Raw genomic sequence first — 16375 nt, forward strand, 5'->3', positions numbered from 1 at the left:
CATGATCTACCCTGACCTGAACGTCACGATTCCCGAATCGCTCGGAAACGTTTGCCTCGTTGGCATCGGCGGATCGGGCATGAGCGGTATCGCGCGAATGCTGCACTCCGCTGGTGTTCAGGTGAGTGGGTCAGATCGAAGCGAGAACGCGAACACGCGGGCGCTTCAAGAACTCGGCATCTCGATTGGCATCGGTCACGACGAGAAGCATGCGCACGGGGCAGACACGCTCGTGGTGACCGGTGCGCTGTGGCAGGACAACCCTGAGTACCAGTACGCGCTTCGAAACGATATCCCGGTGCTGCACCGTTCACAGGCGCTCGCGTGGTTGTCGCGCGGCAAGCGAACGATCGCCGTTGCCGGGGCTCACGGGAAGACCACGAGCACCGGCATGACGGTCAACGCGCTGCATGAACTGAAGCGGGACCCCTCGTTTGTCAACGGCGGCGTCATCGAATCGCTCGGCGTGAGCGCGGCGCACGGCGACGACGATCTCTTCGTGCTCGAAGCAGACGAGTCAGACAAATCGTTCCTGCTCTATGACACGGCGATCGCGCTTATTACCAACGTCGATCCTGAGCATCTTGATTTTTACGGCAGTCGCGATGCGTTTATGGACGCGTTCGTCGAGTTCGCCGATGGCGCTCGCGAGCGCATCGTCATCTCGGGCGATGACGCCGGAACCCGCGAGATTCTGCCGCGGCTCGATGCCAAGAAGGTCTTTACGTTTGGTGAGAGCGAAGGTTGCGACCTGCGCGTTGTTGATATCGACGACACCGACACGGTTCGGCTCACGCTCGAATACGACGGCCAGCGCGCGACCACCGGTCTGTCGGTGTACGGCAGACACAACGCCGTCAACGCGGCGGGTGTTGTCGGCGTGCTGCTCACGCTCGGCTTCAGCCTCGAAGAGGCGGCGGCCGCGGTGGCATCGTTCGGGGGAACGAGGCGCCGGTTCGAATTTCACGGTGAGGTCGCAGGCGTTCGGGTCTACGACGACTACGCGCACCACCCGACCGAGGTCGAGGCGCTGCTCAGCTCGATCAGGCCGGTGGTTGGTGAGGGGAGACTAATCGCGATCCACCAGCCTCACCTCTTCAGCCGCACGCAGATGTTCGCTCAGGAGTTCGCCGACGTTCTCGAGCAGAACGCCGATTACACGCTCGTGCTCGCGATCGATGCTGCCCGCGAAGACCCGGTTGAGGGGGTCACCGGTGAGATTGTGAGCTCGAAATTTCGCGATGGGGCGAAGGTGTCGTTCCAGCCAGAGTGGCAGGGCGCCGCAGAGCATCTTGCTGAGATCGCGCGGCCCGGTGACGTCTGCGTGACGATGAGCTGCGGCACGGTGTACCAGATCATTCCGCAGCTGCTTGACGCGCTCGAGCGAAAGTTTGCCTAGGGGCGCCCTGTGAAACGGCCTAAGGGATTTCGGTATTCAGAAGGAACCCCGGGAGAGTGGCCACGGCCTCGTGATCACGAAGAACCGGGGGAGAGAGAACCGTCGGGTGAGCCCGAAGCGCCGCATGTTGTTGCGGCACAATACATCGGTGGGCAAAGCGACGAGACCTCAGCCGAAACGGTACAGCTCTCGAGCGGAACCTCGGCGCGGTTTGACGGTTTCGGTGAGCTGCCGGCTCTCGACGATGCTCTTGACGCCGACGCATTTGATGCGCAGCTCGGCGATGGTGTAGCTCGCGAATATCCTGCTCACGACGATGCGGTTGGCAGCGGATCGGGGCAGGCCGACGAGGCAGATGAGGGCGCGGAAGCGGGCTCGTGGGGCGACGATGAAGATGCCCAGCCGACGGTCTCGATTGTGCCCGCAGGAGTCTCGCGATTTCGAGGGAAGGCGGGCGCTCAGCTCGAGGCTTTTTCAGACCGACGTGCCGCCGACGCGCAGTACCGTGATGCCAAGAAAGAGGTTCGCGCCGCCGAGCGTGGCAGGAAAAAGCGTGAACGGCACGAGCGGTTGCGATTTTCACAACACCAGCGGCAACGACGCAGGGTGCAACTCATTGCGTTGAGCGCGGTGAGCATTCTCGTGCTCTCTGTGCTCGTCGGCGTTTTCACGCCGCTCATGTCGGTTCGGGTTATCGAGGTGCGCGGGGCAGACCGCGTGCCCGAGGCCGAAATTATCGACGCACTCGATGGGGTTAAAGGGATGCCGCTCGCGCTCGTGACCGATGACGCGGTGCACGAGAAGCTCGAGGGGCTCACCCTTTTGCAGAACTTTGAGGTTGAAAAGATTCCGCCGCACACGCTTACTGTCGTCGTGCAAGAGCGTGTTCCCGTTGTTGCCGTGCCGCAGAACGAAGAGGTCATGCTTGTTGATGCTTCCGGTGTTCGCATCGACGTGGTGCCACAGGCCGAACGGCCAGAGGGTATTCCGCTGGTGCGGGGCGTGGGAACCGACTTTAGCTCTGACGCGTTCACCGCTATGGCGACCGTGCTGAGCGCGATGCCCGACGTGACGCGAAACCGCATCACCGAGATCAGCGCAGAAACCCCGCAACAGGTGCAGGTCACACTGGGTTCTGGCGTTCCGGTGTTGTGGGGCGACTCGGCGAATAACGCCAGAAAGTCGGCGGTTCTTGAGGCGATGCTCACGGCGCTCGGTGACGTCGCGCTGCAGAGCATCGACGTTTCTTCGCCCGACGCGCCCGTCTATATTCCGGCGGGGTAGGGTCGAATCTCAATGTTTCAGCAAAAAAGTTGTCTCATCGGTGTGTCGTGCTGAGCCTTTGGGCATCACGCCGTACCGTGAAGGCATAAAGGTATACGCAGCATATACTTTAACCCTCTAGTAGAGGTTTAAGGTTGCAGAAAGAGCGGAGACGAACTTGTCCACCCAGAACAACCTCGCCATTATCAAGGTCGTCGGCGTTGGCGGCGGCGGCGTCAACGCGGTGAACCGCATGATCGAGCTCGGGCTTCGCGGCGTCGAGTTCATCGCGGTCAACACCGACGCTCAGGCCATGCTTATGAGCGAAGCCGACGTCAAGCTCGGTATTGGGCGAGTGCTCACCGGCGGTCTTGGTGCCGGGGCAGACCCCGAGGTGGGTCGCCGCTCGGCTGAAGATCACGCCGACGAGATTGAAGAGGCGCTCTCTGGCGCTGACATGGTTTTCGTGACCGCGGGTGAGGGCGGTGGCACCGGAACCGGTGCGGCCCCCGTTGTGGCCCGTATTGCCAAGTCGGTCGGTGCCCTCACCATTGGCGTTGTCACCCGCCCCTTCGGGTTCGAGGGCAAGCGCCGCTCGGCCCAGGCCGACGCCGGTGTTGAAGCGCTGCGCGAAGAGGTTGATACCCTCATCGTCGTTCCGAACGATCGCCTGCTCGAAATTACTGATCCCGGCATCAGCATGATTGAGGCTTTTGCGGCCGCTGACCAGGTGCTGCTCGCGGGCGTCCAGGGCATTACCGACCTCATCACGACCCCGGGTCTCATTAACCTTGACTTTGCCGACGTGAAGTCGGTCATGCAGGGTGCCGGTTCGGCGCTCATGGGCATTGGCTCGGCGCGCGGCGCTGACCGTGCGATCAAGGCCGCTGAGCTCGCCGTTTCGTCACCGCTGCTTGAGGCTTCGGTCGAGGGTGCGCACGGTGTGCTGCTCTCGATTCAGGGCTCATCGAACCTTGCACTGCACGAGATTCACGAGGCTTCGTCGCTCGTGCAAGAGGTCGTGCACCCCGAGGCAAACATTATCTTCGGTACCGTCATTGATGACACGCTCGGCGACGAGGTTCGCGTGACCGTCATCGCGGCAGGATTCGACGACAACAAGGCTGTGGCTGAGCCACAGGTCGAGCGAGGCCGTCGCGGCATTCACGTTGACCCTTTCACAGCCGCTGCCGAGGCAGAAGAAGAGGTTGTCGCCTCGATCACGGGAGACTCGTCACGCGATGCGGCCGTTGAGGGGCTCCTCGGAGCCTCAACGCCGACCGAAGACGATGCCTTCGTGAGCGGCGATGACAGCGACCTCGACATTCCTGATTTCCTCAAGTAGGCCGACGTACCTGAGCCCAAACGCGAAGAAAGGGTATTGCTGTGACTGAAGAAGCGCATGTTTACGCCGAGCGGATCGCCGAAATCGAGCAGCGCATTGAGCGGGCATGTCGCGAGAGCGACCGCTCGCGAGATGAAGTGACGCTCATCGTGGTGTCAAAGTTTCACCCGCAGGAGACGGTTCGTGCTCTCGCGAGCATTGGGGTCAAGGACTTCGGCGAGAACCGCCACCAGGAGGCGAGGGCAAAAGCCCGCGAGACCGAAGACCTTGATATTCGCTGGCACTTTGTCGGTCAGCTGCAGAGTAATAAGGCTCGTCAAGCTGCGCAGTATGCCTCGTCAATTCACTCGCTTGACCGCGAGGCCGTCATTGACGCGCTCGCGACCATCGAGCAGCCCATTGACGGTTTCTTGCAAGTCAACATGACTGCAGACGAGGGTCGGGGCGGTATCGAACCGGCCGACCTTGAGCGCATGACCGAGCATGTGCTCGGCGTCGAGGCAATCACGCTGCGCGGTGTTATGGCGGTTGCGCCTCTTGGCGAAGAAGCAGGACGGGCGTTCGAGCGCTTGCGCGGTTACTCTGAGCGGGTTCAAGCGCTCGCCCCCGAGGCCACGTCGATCTCTGCTGGCATGACCCACGACTTCGAAGAAGCCTTGCGGTGGGGCGCGACACACCTGAGAATTGGCAGCGCAATCACCGGAAATAGAGCGTACTGACACTACGCTCGAAGTATCGAGACACGAAACGCAGGGAGAAATCCATGAGCAATCCACTCAAGAAAACGATGGTCTTTCTCGGCCTTGCCGAAGAAGAGCTCGAAGAGATGCCCGTGGAGCAGCCCAAGGGCCAGGCGCCAAAAGCTGAGAGCGCGCCCGTCGCGCCTGTCGCCACTGAGGCCAAGGCCCCGGTGACGCCTCTGCGCCGTGTGACTCCCGTCACGAAGCCAGCAGCAGGGACCATGAACGAAATTTTGACCATGCACCCGACGCAGTACAGCGACGCACAGACCGTTGCTGAGAATTTCCGCGCGGGTATCCCGGTGATCCTGAACCTCTCACGAATGAATGAGAACGACGCTAAACGTCTCATCGATTTCTCGAGTGGTCTCGTGATGGGCCTTGGCGGCAAGATCGAGCGCGTCACGAGCAAGGTCTTCTTGCTGAGCCCCGAGCACATCGAGGTGAGCGGCCCGCAGGAGCAGGTGAGCCACGAGTCTGGCTCGGGTTCGTTCTTCGTAACCGCTCAGTAAGCCGTGTCGATTCTTTTTGGTGTCAGCTTCGGTCTTCAGATCGCGCTGCTCATATACACGTACGTTTTGTGGGCGAGGCTCATTCTCGACTGGGTTGTTGTCCTCAAACGTGATTTTCGGCCCAAGGGCTTTTTCCTCATTCTCGTTGACGGTGTCTACCGCCTGACCGATCCACCCTTGAGGCTTGTGCGCAAGGTGATTCCACCCATCAGAATCGGCAACATCATGCTCGATATTGCGTGGATCGTCGTGATCGTTGCCTGCCGAATCATCATCGCAATCCTTCCGTAACCGAGTGCCGTTACCCGATCTGATTGCGCTGCCCTCCAATTTATTTGGTAGCGTATATGCAGAACGCTTGGCATGAAATCCCAACGAAAGAAGAAGTAGGACATGGCCCTTACCTCAGATGACATTCTGAACCAGAAGTTTGCCATCACGAAATTCCGTGACGGCTACGACATGGATCAGGTTGACGACTTCCTCGACAAGATTGGCGAAGACCTGCGCCAGGTCGAGGTTGAGCGCGACGAACTGCGTGCCAAGGTTGAAGAACTTACCGCACAGCTGGAAGAGCAGCGCGCTGCCGCCCAGGCTCAGCCGGTTTCAGCTGTGCCTGCAGCGCCGCAGGCTGCCGCTGCACCCGAGGTGCCTGCAGCAGCGACCGCAGAGGCTGTTGGCGCGACCAACCCCGATGCGATCAAGTCGAGCGCAATGCTGCAGCTCGCACTCGAACTGCACGACAAGTACGTCAACGAGGGCGAATCGACTCGCGACGAGCTCATCACGGTTGGTGAGAAGAAAGCACGCGAACTCGTTTCCGAAGCAGAGAAGCAGCGCTCAGACGTGCTCGACGACCTCAACGGCCGTCGTCTCGACCTGCAGAACCGCATCAACGACCTTCGCGACTTCGAGAGTGAATACCGCGGCACGTTGCGCTCATACATTGAGGCGCAGCTGCGCAACCTCGATGGTTCGCCAGAACCCGGTGATAAGCCGGGCAACCTGAACTAGTCGCGTATTTTGGAGCCCCTCGCGTCTCCGAACGACAACGTGGCAGCGAGCACGGTAGCCACACGCTACCGTGCTCGCTGGACCGTATTTGCCGTTCTTGTTGCGGCCGTGGTCATTACTACTGACCAGGTCACGAAGCAGTGGGCGCTGCAGAACCTCACCGAGGGAACTCCGGTTCCCGTTTTTGGTGAGGCCCTGCAGTGGATGCTCATGTTTAACTCGGGCGCCGCGTTTTCCTTCTTGAGCAATGCGACCTGGCTGTTTACGATCATTTCGAGCCTCGTGGTTGTCGTGATCGCCTTCTACCTGCGTAAAGCCCAGTCGACGCTGTGGGCCGTAGTCGCGGGCCTCGTGCTCGGTGGCGCTCTCGGGAACGTGCTCGATCGCTTCTTCAGGGAACCTGGTTTTGCCCAGGGGCATGTGGTCGACTTTGTTTACACCCCATGGATGCTGCCCGCCATTTACAACGTTGCTGATATCGCAGTTGTCTCGGGCATGGGCCTCTTTCTCATCTGCATGCTCCTGGGGGTGGGCTTCGACGGCAAGCGTGAGCCACGTGAACGCCAGGCTGCCGATGCCACAACCGAGACCACGCACACCGACCCTGAGTCGGGCCTGGAGCGACGATGAGTGAGCTTCGTCACCTTCCCGTGCCTGATGGGCTCGTAGGGGAGCGTGCTGACGCTGCGCTCGCAAAGCTGTTGGGCTTTTCACGGGTGTTCGCACAGCAGGTGATTGCGGCGGGACAAGCAACGCTCGACGGCGTTCCGCTGCAAAAATCTGACCGTCTGCACGCTGGTGGCATGCTCGTCGTTGAATGGACTCCGAAGGCAGAGCCAACAATCGAGCCCGTTATCGTTCCCGAGCTCTCGGTCATTCACGACGATGAACACATCGTCGTTATCGACAAGCCGGCCGGTGTTGCAGCGCACCCATCGCTCGGCTGGAGCGGCCCGACCGTGCTGGGCGCGCTCGCGGGAGCGGGTTTTCGCATCTCGACCTCGGGTCAGCCAGAACGGCAGGGCATCGTGCAGCGACTCGACGTTGGGACGAGCGGACTCATGGTCGTCGCGAAGAGTGAACACGCTTACACAATGTTGAAGCGGGCATTTCGCAATCGAGAGGTCGAAAAAACGTACCATGCGGTGGTTCAGGGGTACCCCGATCCGCTGTCTGGCACCATTGATGGCCCGATTGCCCGCAACCCGAAACACGAGTGGAAGTTCGCGGTCGTGCACGGCGGGAAACCCTCGATCACGCACTATGACACGCTCGAGGTGTTTCGCGCTGCTTCGTTGCTTGAAGTCGGTCTTGAGACCGGGCGTACGCACCAAATTCGTGTGCACATGTCAGCACAGCGGCACCCGCTCGTGGGCGACCCTATGTATGGCAGCGACCCCGTGATGGCTGAACTCGTCGGGCTCGACCGGCAGTGGTTGCACGCGGTCAAGGTTGGTTTTGACCACCCCGCAACCGGCGAATGGGTTGAGTACGAAAGCGGTTACCCCGACGACCTGCAACACGCCCTAGCGATCCTTCGCGCACAGTAGTCTCAGCGCAAACGTCAGTGGGGAGCGGTACCCTTGAGGTGCGTGATTTGGAGGATGAGTGGCCGAAAAAAGTTTTGTACATCTGCACTCGCACAGTGAGTACTCGATGCTTGACGGGGCTGCCCGCGTTAAGCCCCTCATTGATGCGGTCGCCGAGCAGAACATGCCGGCGGTCGCGGTAACCGACCACGGCAATACCTTTGGCGCGTTCGATTTTTGGAAGACGGCAACCGACCGTGGCGTGAAACCGATCATCGGTATCGAGGCCTATGTCACGCCCGGCACGCACCGTTCCGAGCGCACTCGAGTGCGCTGGGGCGACGGGGCAGGCGACGACGTTTCGGGTGCCGGTGCCTACACGCACATGACCTTGCTCTCTGAGAGCACCGAAGGCATGCACAACCTCTTCAGGCTTTCATCACTTTCATCGATTGAGGGCTACTACTTCAAACCGCGCATGGATCGCGAGTTGCTCCAGACCTACCACAAGGGCCTCATCGCCACGACCGGCTGCCCCTCTGGCGAGATTCACACGAGGTTGCGCCTCGGCCAGTACAAAGAGGCGCTTGCTGCCGCTGCTGACTTCCAAGACCTCTTTGGCAAAGAGAACTACTTCTGCGAGATTATGGATCACGGTCTTGAGATTGAGCGCAGGGTCAAGACCGACCTGCTCGCGATCGCGAAGGACCTTTCGATTCCGCTCGTTGCGACGAACGACCTGCACTACGTGCACTCTGCCGACGCCGAGTCGCACTCGGCTCTGCTGTGCGTGCAGTCGGGCTCGACAATGAACGACCCCAACCGATTCCAGTTCAGCGGCAACGGCTACTACCTGAAGAGTGCGGCAGAGATGCGGCACCTCTTTCGTGAGCTACCCGAGGCGTGCGACAACACGCTACTCATCGCTGAGCGATGTGAAGTGGCCTTCAACACGAGCGCCAACTATATGCCGAAGTACCCCGTTCCCGATGGTGAGACCGAAGAGACCTGGTTCATCAAAGAGATCGAGAAGGGCCTGCACTACCGTTACCCCCAGGGCATCCCCGATGACGTGCGTAAGCAGGCAGAGTACGAGACCGGCGTCATCGTGCAGATGGGCTTTCCCGGCTACTTCCTCGTCGTTGCCGACTTCATCAACTGGGCGAAAGACAACGGGATTCGCGTGGGCCCGGGGCGTGGCTCGGGAGCAGGCTCAATGGCCGCTTACGCAATGCGCATCACCGACCTTGATCCGCTTGAGCACGGGTTGATTTTCGAGCGGTTCTTGAACCCAGACCGTGTCTCGATGCCCGACTTCGACGTCGACTTCGATGATCGCCGCCGTGGCGAGGTCATTAAATATGTGACCGAGAAATACGGCGATGAGCGTGTAGCGCAGATCGTGACCTACGGCACGATTAAGTCGAAGCAGGCGTTGAAAGACGCCTCGCGCGTGCTGGGCTTTCCCTTCGGCATGGGTGAGAAGCTCACGAAGGCGATGCCCCCTGCGGTCATGGCCAAAGACATTCCGCTCTCGGGCATCACCGATTCGAAGCACCCTAGGTACAAAGAGGCCGCTGAGTTTCGAACGGTTCTCGACGAAGATGCTGACGCCAAGCTCGTTTACGAGACCGCGCTCGGGCTCGAGGGGTTGAAGCGGCAGTGGGGCGTGCACGCGGCAGGCGTGATCATGTCGAGCGATCCGCTCATCGACATTATTCCGATCATGAAGCGCGAGCAAGATGGGCAGATCGTCACACAGTTCGACTACCCGACCTGTGAAGGCCTCGGCCTCATCAAGATGGACTTTCTGGGGTTGCGTAACCTCACGATTATCTCTGATGCGCTCGAAAATATTCGCTTGAACCGTGGCGAAGATCTTGACCTTGAACACCTTGAACTTGACGACCGGGCTTCGTACGATCTACTGGCAAAAGGTGACACTCTCGGGGTGTTCCAGCTTGATGGCGGGCCCATGCGTGGGCTGTTGCGCCTCATGAAGCCCGATAACTTTGAAGACATTTCGGCCGTTCTCGCGCTCTACCGCCCTGGCCCCATGGGCGCCGACTCCCACACGAACTACGCGCTGCGCAAGAATGGGCTGCAAGAGATCACCCCGATCCACCCAGAGCTTGAAGAGCCACTCAAAGACATTCTCGACACGACCTACGGTCTTATCATCTACCAGGAGCAGGTGATGTCGATTGCGCAGCGGGTTGCGGGCTTCTCGCTCGGCCAGGCAGATATTTTGCGCCGTGCAATGGGCAAGAAAAAGAAAGAGGAGCTCGACAAACAGTACGAGGGTTTCGCCGGGGGCATGAAAGATCGGGGCTTCTCAGAGGCCGCGATCAAGGCTCTCTGGGACATTCTGCTGCCCTTCTCTGACTACGCGTTTAACAAGGCACACTCAGCTGCCTACGGTGTGATTTCATACTGGACCGCATATCTCAAAGCTCACTACCCGGGTGAGTACATGGCGGCGTTGCTCACGAGTGTTGGCGACTCGAAAGACAAGCTCGCCGTGTACCTCAACGAGTGCCGCCGCATGGGCATTCAGGTGCTTCCTCCTGACGTGAACGCATCATTTGCGAACTTCTCTGCGGTAGGCAACGACATTCGCTTCGGTTTGGGCGCAATTCGTAACGTTGGCGCAAACGTGGTTGCCGGTATTCGTGAGTCGCGTGAAGCGAAGGGCTCGTTCGAGTCATTCCACGACTACCTCAAGAAAGTGCCGCAGCAGGCCATCTCAAAGCGCACCGTGGAAGCCCTCATTAAGGCCGGAGCTTTTGACGAGATGGGCGCGACAAGGCGAGCGCTCTTGCAGATTCACGAGGGAGCCGTAGACCAGGCCTCGAAAGAGAAGAAAGATGCCGAGCACGGAAACCTCGGTTTCGACTTCGACTCACTGTTTGCCGAAGAGGGTGACACCAGCAACATCGACTCGCGTATTCCTGATACTCCCGAGTGGTCAAAGCGTGACAAGCTTGCCTTCGAACGCGAGATGCTGGGTCTGTACGTCTCAGACCATCCACTGAAGGGACTTGAACTCGTGCTCGCGAAGCAAGCCTCGACGACGGTGCTCGAGGTCGCCGAGAGCGAAGCCGATATCGACGGTGAAATTGTGACGCTCGCGGGTTTGCTTACCAGCGTGCAACACCGCACTGCGAAGTCGGGCAACCTTTACGGCATGGTGACCCTCGAAGACTTCAGTGGTGAGATGCAAGTGCTGTTCATGGGCAAAACCTACCTTGAGTTTCAAGACGTGCTGCAGCCCGACGTCATCGTTTCGATTCGTGGGCGCTTGAACCAGCGCGACGATGGTGTGGCCATGCACGCGTACGGGGTGAAACCGGTCGACACGGGGCAGATAGACGACGGTGGTGAACTCACTATCTCGCTCACTGAGACACGTGCGACGCCAGCGGTGATGGAAGACCTCAAGGCAATGCTCGAGCGCCACCGCGGCCCTCATCCCGTGACGCTCCGGCTACACACCGATACGTCGATTCGACTCTTCGAACTGCCGATGCAGGTCAAGATTGCGAGCGACCTGTTTGGCGAGCTAAAGGGGCTGCTCGGCCCGAACTGTTTGAGCGTATAGGAGAAACCGCATGACATCACGTGCAGACATTGCTGAAGCCCTTGGTGTGACCACCGAGGTACACCCGCATGCCGAGATTCAGCGACGCGTCGACTTCCTCGTCGAATATGCGACCTCGATTCCCGGCAACCGAGGCTTTGTCCTAGGAATTTCTGGGGGGCAAGACTCTACGCTCGCTGGAAAACTGTGCCAGCTCGCGGTCGAACGTTTGCGAGAGATCGGGCACGACGCGAAGTTCTACGCAGTGCGCCTGCCGTACGGTGTGCAGAGCGATGAAGATGACGCGCAGCGTGCCCTCTCGTTCATCGCTCCCGACGTCTCGTATGCGGTGCAGATCAAAGACGCTGTTGACGCGACCGTTGAGTCGGTCGCCTCGGCGACCGGTGAACCCGTGACCGACTTCAACAAGGGCAATATCAAAGCGAGACAGCGCATGGTCGTGCAATACGCGATCGCTGGTGACCGCAATCTTCTCGTCGTTGGCTCTGACCACGCGGCTGAGGCACTGACCGGCTATTTCACGAAGTTCGGTGACGGAGCAGCCGATGTGATGCCGCTCTCCGGGCTCACGAAAGAGCAGGGAAGGCAACTCCTGAGAACGTTGGGAGCCGACCCAACGCTCATCGAGAAGCCTCCGACAGCCGATCTGCTCGATGAACAGCCTGGGGACCTTGATGAAGACTCGCTCGGGGTGAGCTATGAAGCTATTGACGCGTTTTTGACCGGCGAACCCGTGAGCTCAGACGAAGAGGGGCGATTAAGCGCGCTCTTCTCTCGTTCTCAGCACAAGCGCGAACTACCCGTAACTCCGAGAGATGATTGGTGGAGAACACTATGACGAAAACAACTGAAACCTTCGTGCTTGCTGGCGGCTGCTTCTGGTGCCTCGACGCGGCTTACCGCGTGCTTCGCGGGGTGACCTCGGTTGACTCGGTGTACACGGGAGGAACGACCGAGAACCCGACCTACGAGGCAGTGTGTGCCGGTCACGGGGGCCACACAGAAGCCGTGCGCGTTTCGTTTGACCCTGAGGTTTTGCCACCCGAAGTTGTGCTCGACGCATTCTTCACGATGCACGACCCGACTCAACTCAATCGACAGGGTGCCGATATTGGCCTTCAGTACCGGAGCGAAATGTTTTACGATGGCGAGGCCCAGAAAGAACTGTTTGAGGCCGCTCGCGAGCGTGCCAGGGAATGGTACCCCAACGAAATCGTGACCCGTATTTCACCTCTTGGGGCCGTCTGGAAAGCCGAAGAACACCACCAGGATTTCTTCGCGAACAACCCTGAGCAGGCGTACTGCCTTGCCGTGGCGGTGCCCAAGGTGCAGAAGGTTCGCGCGAGTTTTCGTAGCTACATTCTCTAGTGAAGGTGAGTCAGCAACATGATTACGTACTTCTCGTCTTCGAGCGGGTACACGCATCGTTTTGTCAATAAGCTGGGGCTGCCCTCGGTGCGCATCCCCCTTCGGCCTCGCGTTGAAGGCATGATCGAGATTACTGAGCCATGCGTGCTCATCATTCCTACCTACGGCGCCGGGCCGCATTCAAAGGCCGTCCCGAAACAGGTTGTGCAGTTCTTGAACCTCGAACAGAACCGTCAATTCATTTGGGGCGTTATTGGGGCTGGCAACACGAACTTTGGCGAGGCCTACGGTATCGCTGGCGACATTGTGTCGAACAAGCTCCAGGTGCCGCTGTTGTACCGCTTCGAGATTTTTGGCACGCCAGAAGACGTCGACCGAGTGCGCACGGGAGTTCCCGAGTTTCTGGCAAGGCGCGCTCAAGAGCTTGGTGTGCCTGCGCCGGCTGGTGTCGAAGCGGCGCTTGCCTCGCAGTAGCCTCGTTCTTCGTTCACAGGAACGGTCTCGTCGTGTTTACGCAAAGGCCCCGTGCATAACTGCTGCACGGGGCCTTTGCGTAGCAACACTGGTAGTGCGGGAGATCCCGCGCTTAAGAAAGCGAGAACCCTATGTCTACTACCGTCAGCGTCGTTGGAACCGTAGCGACTGAACCCAAAACCGTCACCCTTCCATCAGGGGCAGAGCTCTGTACTTTCCGTCTCGCCGATGGCGAGCGTCGCTACGACGCTGAGAAGAAAGAGTGGATCGACGGCCATACCAACTGGTTTACCGTGAATGCCTTTCGTGCGCTCGCCACGCACGCCGGCGAGTCACTCAGCAAGGGAGACCGGGTGATTGTTGCTGGTCGATTGCGCGTTAAACAGTGGGAGAAAGACGAGCGCAGCGGCACCGCTGTTGAAATTGATGCCGATGCTCTCGGGCCGGAGTTACGGTGGGGTACGAGCGTGTTCACGAAGCGAACCCATGCTAAGCAGGGAAGTGGAGCAACCACTGCGTCTCAGTCGAACGCTGCCCGAGCCGACGATAGCGGCGCTGAGCTTGCGGTGAGCGAGGAAGCCGGGTTTACCCCTGAGGCTGATGCTGGGGGAGCCACCACCGCAGAAAGCTCCTCAAGCCCTGGCTGGTTTGTTCCTGAAACGAGTGATGATCCGTTTGACGCGGCAGAGTGAGCTGTCTGGCGTATTCCGGCAGGTGTTTTCAGCCAGTGACAATATGATGACCACGTGCTGAAAAAACATCTGCAAAACCGCAAGTCAGGGTTCCGGTCGGTTGCGACCGCTGCGTCTGCCGCTGTCATTGCCATCTCACTCGCGGGTTGCTCGCTGCTTGACGGGCCGACACCCGAACGTCCCGACCGTCCGGTCGTCGTTGCCCCCGATGAAGAAGCGACGTATGTTGAGGGTGGCTCAGCAGAAGATAACCTGCCGGTCTTCCTGAAAACGCTCAGTGACGCGTCGAAGCAAGAAGGCGCCTTTGAATCACGGGCACTTGCTCAACGCTTTATCGATGTCGGGTTTGCCGTTGAGAGCATGCAGGTGTCGCAGGACCGCACCAAGACCGACCTTGAAACCGAGAGCATGTTTGTGAGCGCTCGGTTTGGCGACCAGTGCCTCGTCGGCCAGATTGTTACGGCCGACCGCACCATCGAGGCTGAAATCATGCCCACGGTTGGCCCCGACAATGATCTGTGCCTGATCGGAAAAACAGAGCCGCTGACCGACGAGTGATCGCGGAGGCGCTTGCCCTCCGCGATCCGCTCAAGAGGTATTCTGTCGAGTCTCGGAGGCAGGGTGTGAGGTGCCTGGCGAACGGGGCTGAAAAGCCGTGACCTCTTTATAGGCGCGGTGAGGTACCCTAGACAGGTACTGACAGAGACCACGTATTTCAAGGAGATAGGGCGCTTCGTGTGCCCACAATTCATATGGCTGAATACATTTACCAGATGGTTCGCGCGAGAAAAGCGCACGGCGACAAAGTTATTCTTGATGACGTAACCATGGCCTTCCTGCCCGGAGCAAAAATTGGTGTTGTCGGCCCGAACGGTGCTGGAAAATCGACGATCCTCAAGATCATGGCAGGCCTTGATACCCCTTCGAATGGCGAGGCCATTCTCACTCCCGGCTACTCGGTCGGTATTCTCATGCAGGAGCCAGAGCTCGACGAAGAGAAAACTGTTCTCGAGAACGTGCAAATGGGCGTTGCCGAGATCAAGGGCAAGGTTGACCGTTTTAACGAGATTTCTGCTGAGATGGCAAACCCAGACGCCGATTACGACGTGCTGCTCCCAGAAATGGGCGAACTGCAGGAAGCAATCGATGCGGTTGACGCCTGGGACCTTGACTCGCAGCTTGAGCAGGCCATGAATGCGCTGCGTTGCCCTCCATCAGACGCGCAGGTGAAGCACCTGTCGGGTGGCGAGAAGCGACGCGTGGCACTCTGCAAGTTGTTGCTTGAAAAGCCCGACCTGCTGCTCCTTGATGAGCCTACGAACCACCTTGACGCAGAAAGCGTGCTCTGGCTGGAGCAGCACCTTTCGAAGTATCCCGGTGCCGTCATGGCCGTGACGCACGATAGGTACTTCCTCGACCACGTTGCGACCTGGATCTGTGAGGTTGACCGCGGTCGCCTTTACCCATACGAGGGCAACTACTCGACCTATCTTGAAAAGAAGGCTGAGCGCCTCGAAGTTCAGGGTCGTAAAGACGAGAAGATGCAGAAACGACTTAAAGAAGAGCTTGAGTGGGTTCGCTCAAACTCGAAGGGTCGCCAGGCGAAGTCGAAAGCGCGTCTCGCGCGGTACGAAGAGATGGCTGCCGAGGCAGAGCGCACTCGCAAACTTGACTTCGAAGAGATCCAGATCCCAGCGGGGCCCCGACTCGGTAACCTCGTGCTGGAAGCCAAGAACCTCAACAAGGGATTCGACGGGCGAACGCTCATTGACGGTCTTTCGTTCACGCTTCCGCGCAACGGTATCGTCGGTATTATCGGCCCGAACGGTGTTGGTAAGACGACGCTCTTCAAGACGATCGTTGGTCTCGAGCCTCTCGACGGCGGCGAGCTTCGCATCGGTGACACCGTCAAGCTGAGCTACGTAGACCAGTACCGTGGCGGTATCGACCCCGATAAGACGGTTTGGGAGGTCGTTTCAGACGGTCTCGACTACATGCAGGTTGGCAACACCGAGATTCCTTCTCGCGCCTATGTCTCAACCTTCGGATTCAAGGGACCCGATCAGCAGAAACCAGCCGGTGTGCTTTCAGGCGGTGAGCGTAACCGTTTGAACCTCGCGCTGACGCTGAAGCAGGGCGGCAACGTGCTGCTGCTTGACGAGCCGACGAACGACCTCGACGTCGAAACGCTGTCGAGCCTCGAAAACGCGCTGCTCGAGTTTCCCGGTTGTGCCGTGGTGATCACGCACGACCGCTGGTTCCTCGACCGCATCGCAACGCACATTCTGGCGTATGAGGGCACCGAAGAGAACCCCGCGAACTGGCACTGGTTTGAGGGCAACTTCGAGGCCTACGAGGCGAACAAGATTGATCGTCTCGGCCCTGAAGCGGCCAAGCCATCAAGCGTTACCTACCGCAAGCTCACACGCGACTAGGGC

16 protein-coding genes are annotated in these 16375 nt (G+C 59.3%); all 16 read left to right on the plus strand.

From position 1 onward, the window contains the following. Nucleotide 1 precedes the first annotated feature (1 nt). Nucleotides 2-1399: a UDP-N-acetylmuramate--L-alanine ligase gene (murC, locus tag JSO19_RS12080; protein WP_270911909.1), complete on the plus strand. Its 1398-nt coding sequence runs from the start codon at nt 2-4 to the stop codon at nt 1397-1399. Between the two features lie 9 nt (nt 1400-1408). Continuing rightward, nucleotides 1409-2683 (plus strand): cell division protein FtsQ/DivIB, encoded by a 1275-nt coding sequence (locus JSO19_RS12085; protein WP_270911910.1) that lies wholly within the window; start codon nt 1409-1411, stop codon nt 2681-2683. A 157-nt stretch (nt 2684-2840) separates the two neighbouring features. Continuing rightward, nucleotides 2841-4007, plus strand: a complete 1167-nt coding sequence (gene ftsZ, locus JSO19_RS12090) for a cell division protein FtsZ (RefSeq protein ID WP_442915694.1) — start codon at nt 2841-2843, stop codon at nt 4005-4007. Nucleotides 4008-4048: 41 nt separating this feature from the next. Beyond that, nucleotides 4049-4726: a YggS family pyridoxal phosphate-dependent enzyme gene (locus tag JSO19_RS12095; protein WP_270911911.1), complete on the plus strand. Its 678-nt coding sequence runs from the start codon at nt 4049-4051 to the stop codon at nt 4724-4726. 44 nt (nt 4727-4770) lie between these two features. Continuing rightward, nucleotides 4771-5259, plus strand: coding sequence for a cell division protein SepF (locus tag JSO19_RS12100; protein WP_270911912.1), 489 nt, complete (start codon nt 4771-4773; stop codon nt 5257-5259). A gap of 3 nt (nt 5260-5262) precedes the next feature. Beyond that, on the plus strand, nt 5263-5550 hold the full coding sequence (locus JSO19_RS12105) for a YggT family protein (protein ID WP_270911913.1): 288 nt from the start codon (nt 5263-5265) through the stop codon (nt 5548-5550). A gap of 102 nt (nt 5551-5652) precedes the next feature. Beyond that, nucleotides 5653-6273: a DivIVA domain-containing protein gene (locus JSO19_RS12110; RefSeq protein ID WP_270911914.1), complete on the plus strand. Its 621-nt coding sequence runs from the start codon at nt 5653-5655 to the stop codon at nt 6271-6273. A 39-nt stretch (nt 6274-6312) separates the two neighbouring features. After that, nucleotides 6313-6903: a signal peptidase II gene (gene lspA, locus JSO19_RS12115; RefSeq protein WP_270911915.1), complete on the plus strand. Its 591-nt coding sequence runs from the start codon at nt 6313-6315 to the stop codon at nt 6901-6903. Next, nucleotides 6900-7823, plus strand: a complete 924-nt coding sequence (locus JSO19_RS12120) for an RluA family pseudouridine synthase (protein WP_270911916.1) — start codon at nt 6900-6902, stop codon at nt 7821-7823. The genes lspA and JSO19_RS12120 overlap by 4 nt, the downstream gene beginning before the upstream one ends. Before the next feature lie 106 nt (nt 7824-7929). Beyond that, nucleotides 7930-11403 (plus strand): DNA polymerase III subunit alpha, encoded by a 3474-nt coding sequence (gene dnaE, locus JSO19_RS12125; protein ID WP_442915695.1) that lies wholly within the window; start codon nt 7930-7932, stop codon nt 11401-11403. 10 nt (nt 11404-11413) lie between these two features. Then, entirely contained in the window at nt 11414-12241 is an 828-nt protein-coding gene (gene nadE, locus JSO19_RS12130; RefSeq protein ID WP_270911918.1) for an ammonia-dependent NAD(+) synthetase, read from the plus strand. Then, on the plus strand, nt 12238-12771 hold the full coding sequence (msrA, locus tag JSO19_RS12135; protein WP_270911919.1) for a peptide-methionine (S)-S-oxide reductase MsrA: 534 nt from the start codon (nt 12238-12240) through the stop codon (nt 12769-12771). Before nadE ends, msrA begins: the two co-directional genes overlap by 4 nt. A gap of 18 nt (nt 12772-12789) precedes the next feature. After that, nucleotides 12790-13245: a class Ib ribonucleoside-diphosphate reductase assembly flavoprotein NrdI gene (gene nrdI / locus JSO19_RS12140; RefSeq protein ID WP_270911920.1), complete on the plus strand. Its 456-nt coding sequence runs from the start codon at nt 12790-12792 to the stop codon at nt 13243-13245. Between the two features lie 131 nt (nt 13246-13376). Then, nucleotides 13377-13937, plus strand: a complete 561-nt coding sequence (gene ssb, locus JSO19_RS12145; protein ID WP_270911921.1) for a single-stranded DNA-binding protein — start codon at nt 13377-13379, stop codon at nt 13935-13937. A gap of 54 nt (nt 13938-13991) precedes the next feature. Then, nucleotides 13992-14495 carry a DUF6993 domain-containing protein gene (locus JSO19_RS12150; RefSeq protein WP_270911922.1) on the plus strand — a complete coding sequence of 168 codons (504 nt, stop codon included), beginning with the start codon at nt 13992-13994 and terminating at the stop codon, nt 14493-14495. A gap of 194 nt (nt 14496-14689) precedes the next feature. Next, complete coding sequence (gene ettA, locus JSO19_RS12155; RefSeq protein WP_270911923.1) at nt 14690-16372, plus strand: energy-dependent translational throttle protein EttA; 1683 nt, start codon at nt 14690-14692, stop codon at nt 16370-16372. Nucleotides 16373-16375 lie beyond the last annotated feature (3 nt).

This window comes from Leucobacter sp. UCMA 4100, assembly GCF_027853335.1.
Classification (GTDB): domain Bacteria; phylum Actinomycetota; class Actinomycetes; order Actinomycetales; family Microbacteriaceae; genus Leucobacter_A.

Coding starts and splice junctions, on each gene's coding strand:
- msrA (WP_270911919.1), top strand. CDS start 12,238: ATGACGAAAACAACTGAAACCTTCGTGCTTGCTGGCGGCTGCTTCTGG.
- JSO19_RS12100 (WP_270911912.1), top strand. CDS start 4,771: ATGAGCAATCCACTCAAGAAAACGATGGTCTTTCTCGGCCTTGCCGAA.
- ettA (WP_270911923.1), top strand. CDS start 14,690: ATGGCTGAATACATTTACCAGATGGTTCGCGCGAGAAAAGCGCACGGC.
- murC (WP_270911909.1), top strand. CDS start 2: ATGATCTACCCTGACCTGAACGTCACGATTCCCGAATCGCTCGGAAAC.
- dnaE (WP_442915695.1), top strand. CDS start 7,930: ATGCTTGACGGGGCTGCCCGCGTTAAGCCCCTCATTGATGCGGTCGCC.
- ssb (WP_270911921.1), top strand. CDS start 13,377: ATGTCTACTACCGTCAGCGTCGTTGGAACCGTAGCGACTGAACCCAAA.
- JSO19_RS12120 (WP_270911916.1), top strand. CDS start 6,900: ATGAGTGAGCTTCGTCACCTTCCCGTGCCTGATGGGCTCGTAGGGGAG.
- JSO19_RS12110 (WP_270911914.1), top strand. CDS start 5,653: ATGGCCCTTACCTCAGATGACATTCTGAACCAGAAGTTTGCCATCACG.
- nrdI (WP_270911920.1), top strand. CDS start 12,790: ATGATTACGTACTTCTCGTCTTCGAGCGGGTACACGCATCGTTTTGTC.
- nadE (WP_270911918.1), top strand. CDS start 11,414: ATGACATCACGTGCAGACATTGCTGAAGCCCTTGGTGTGACCACCGAG.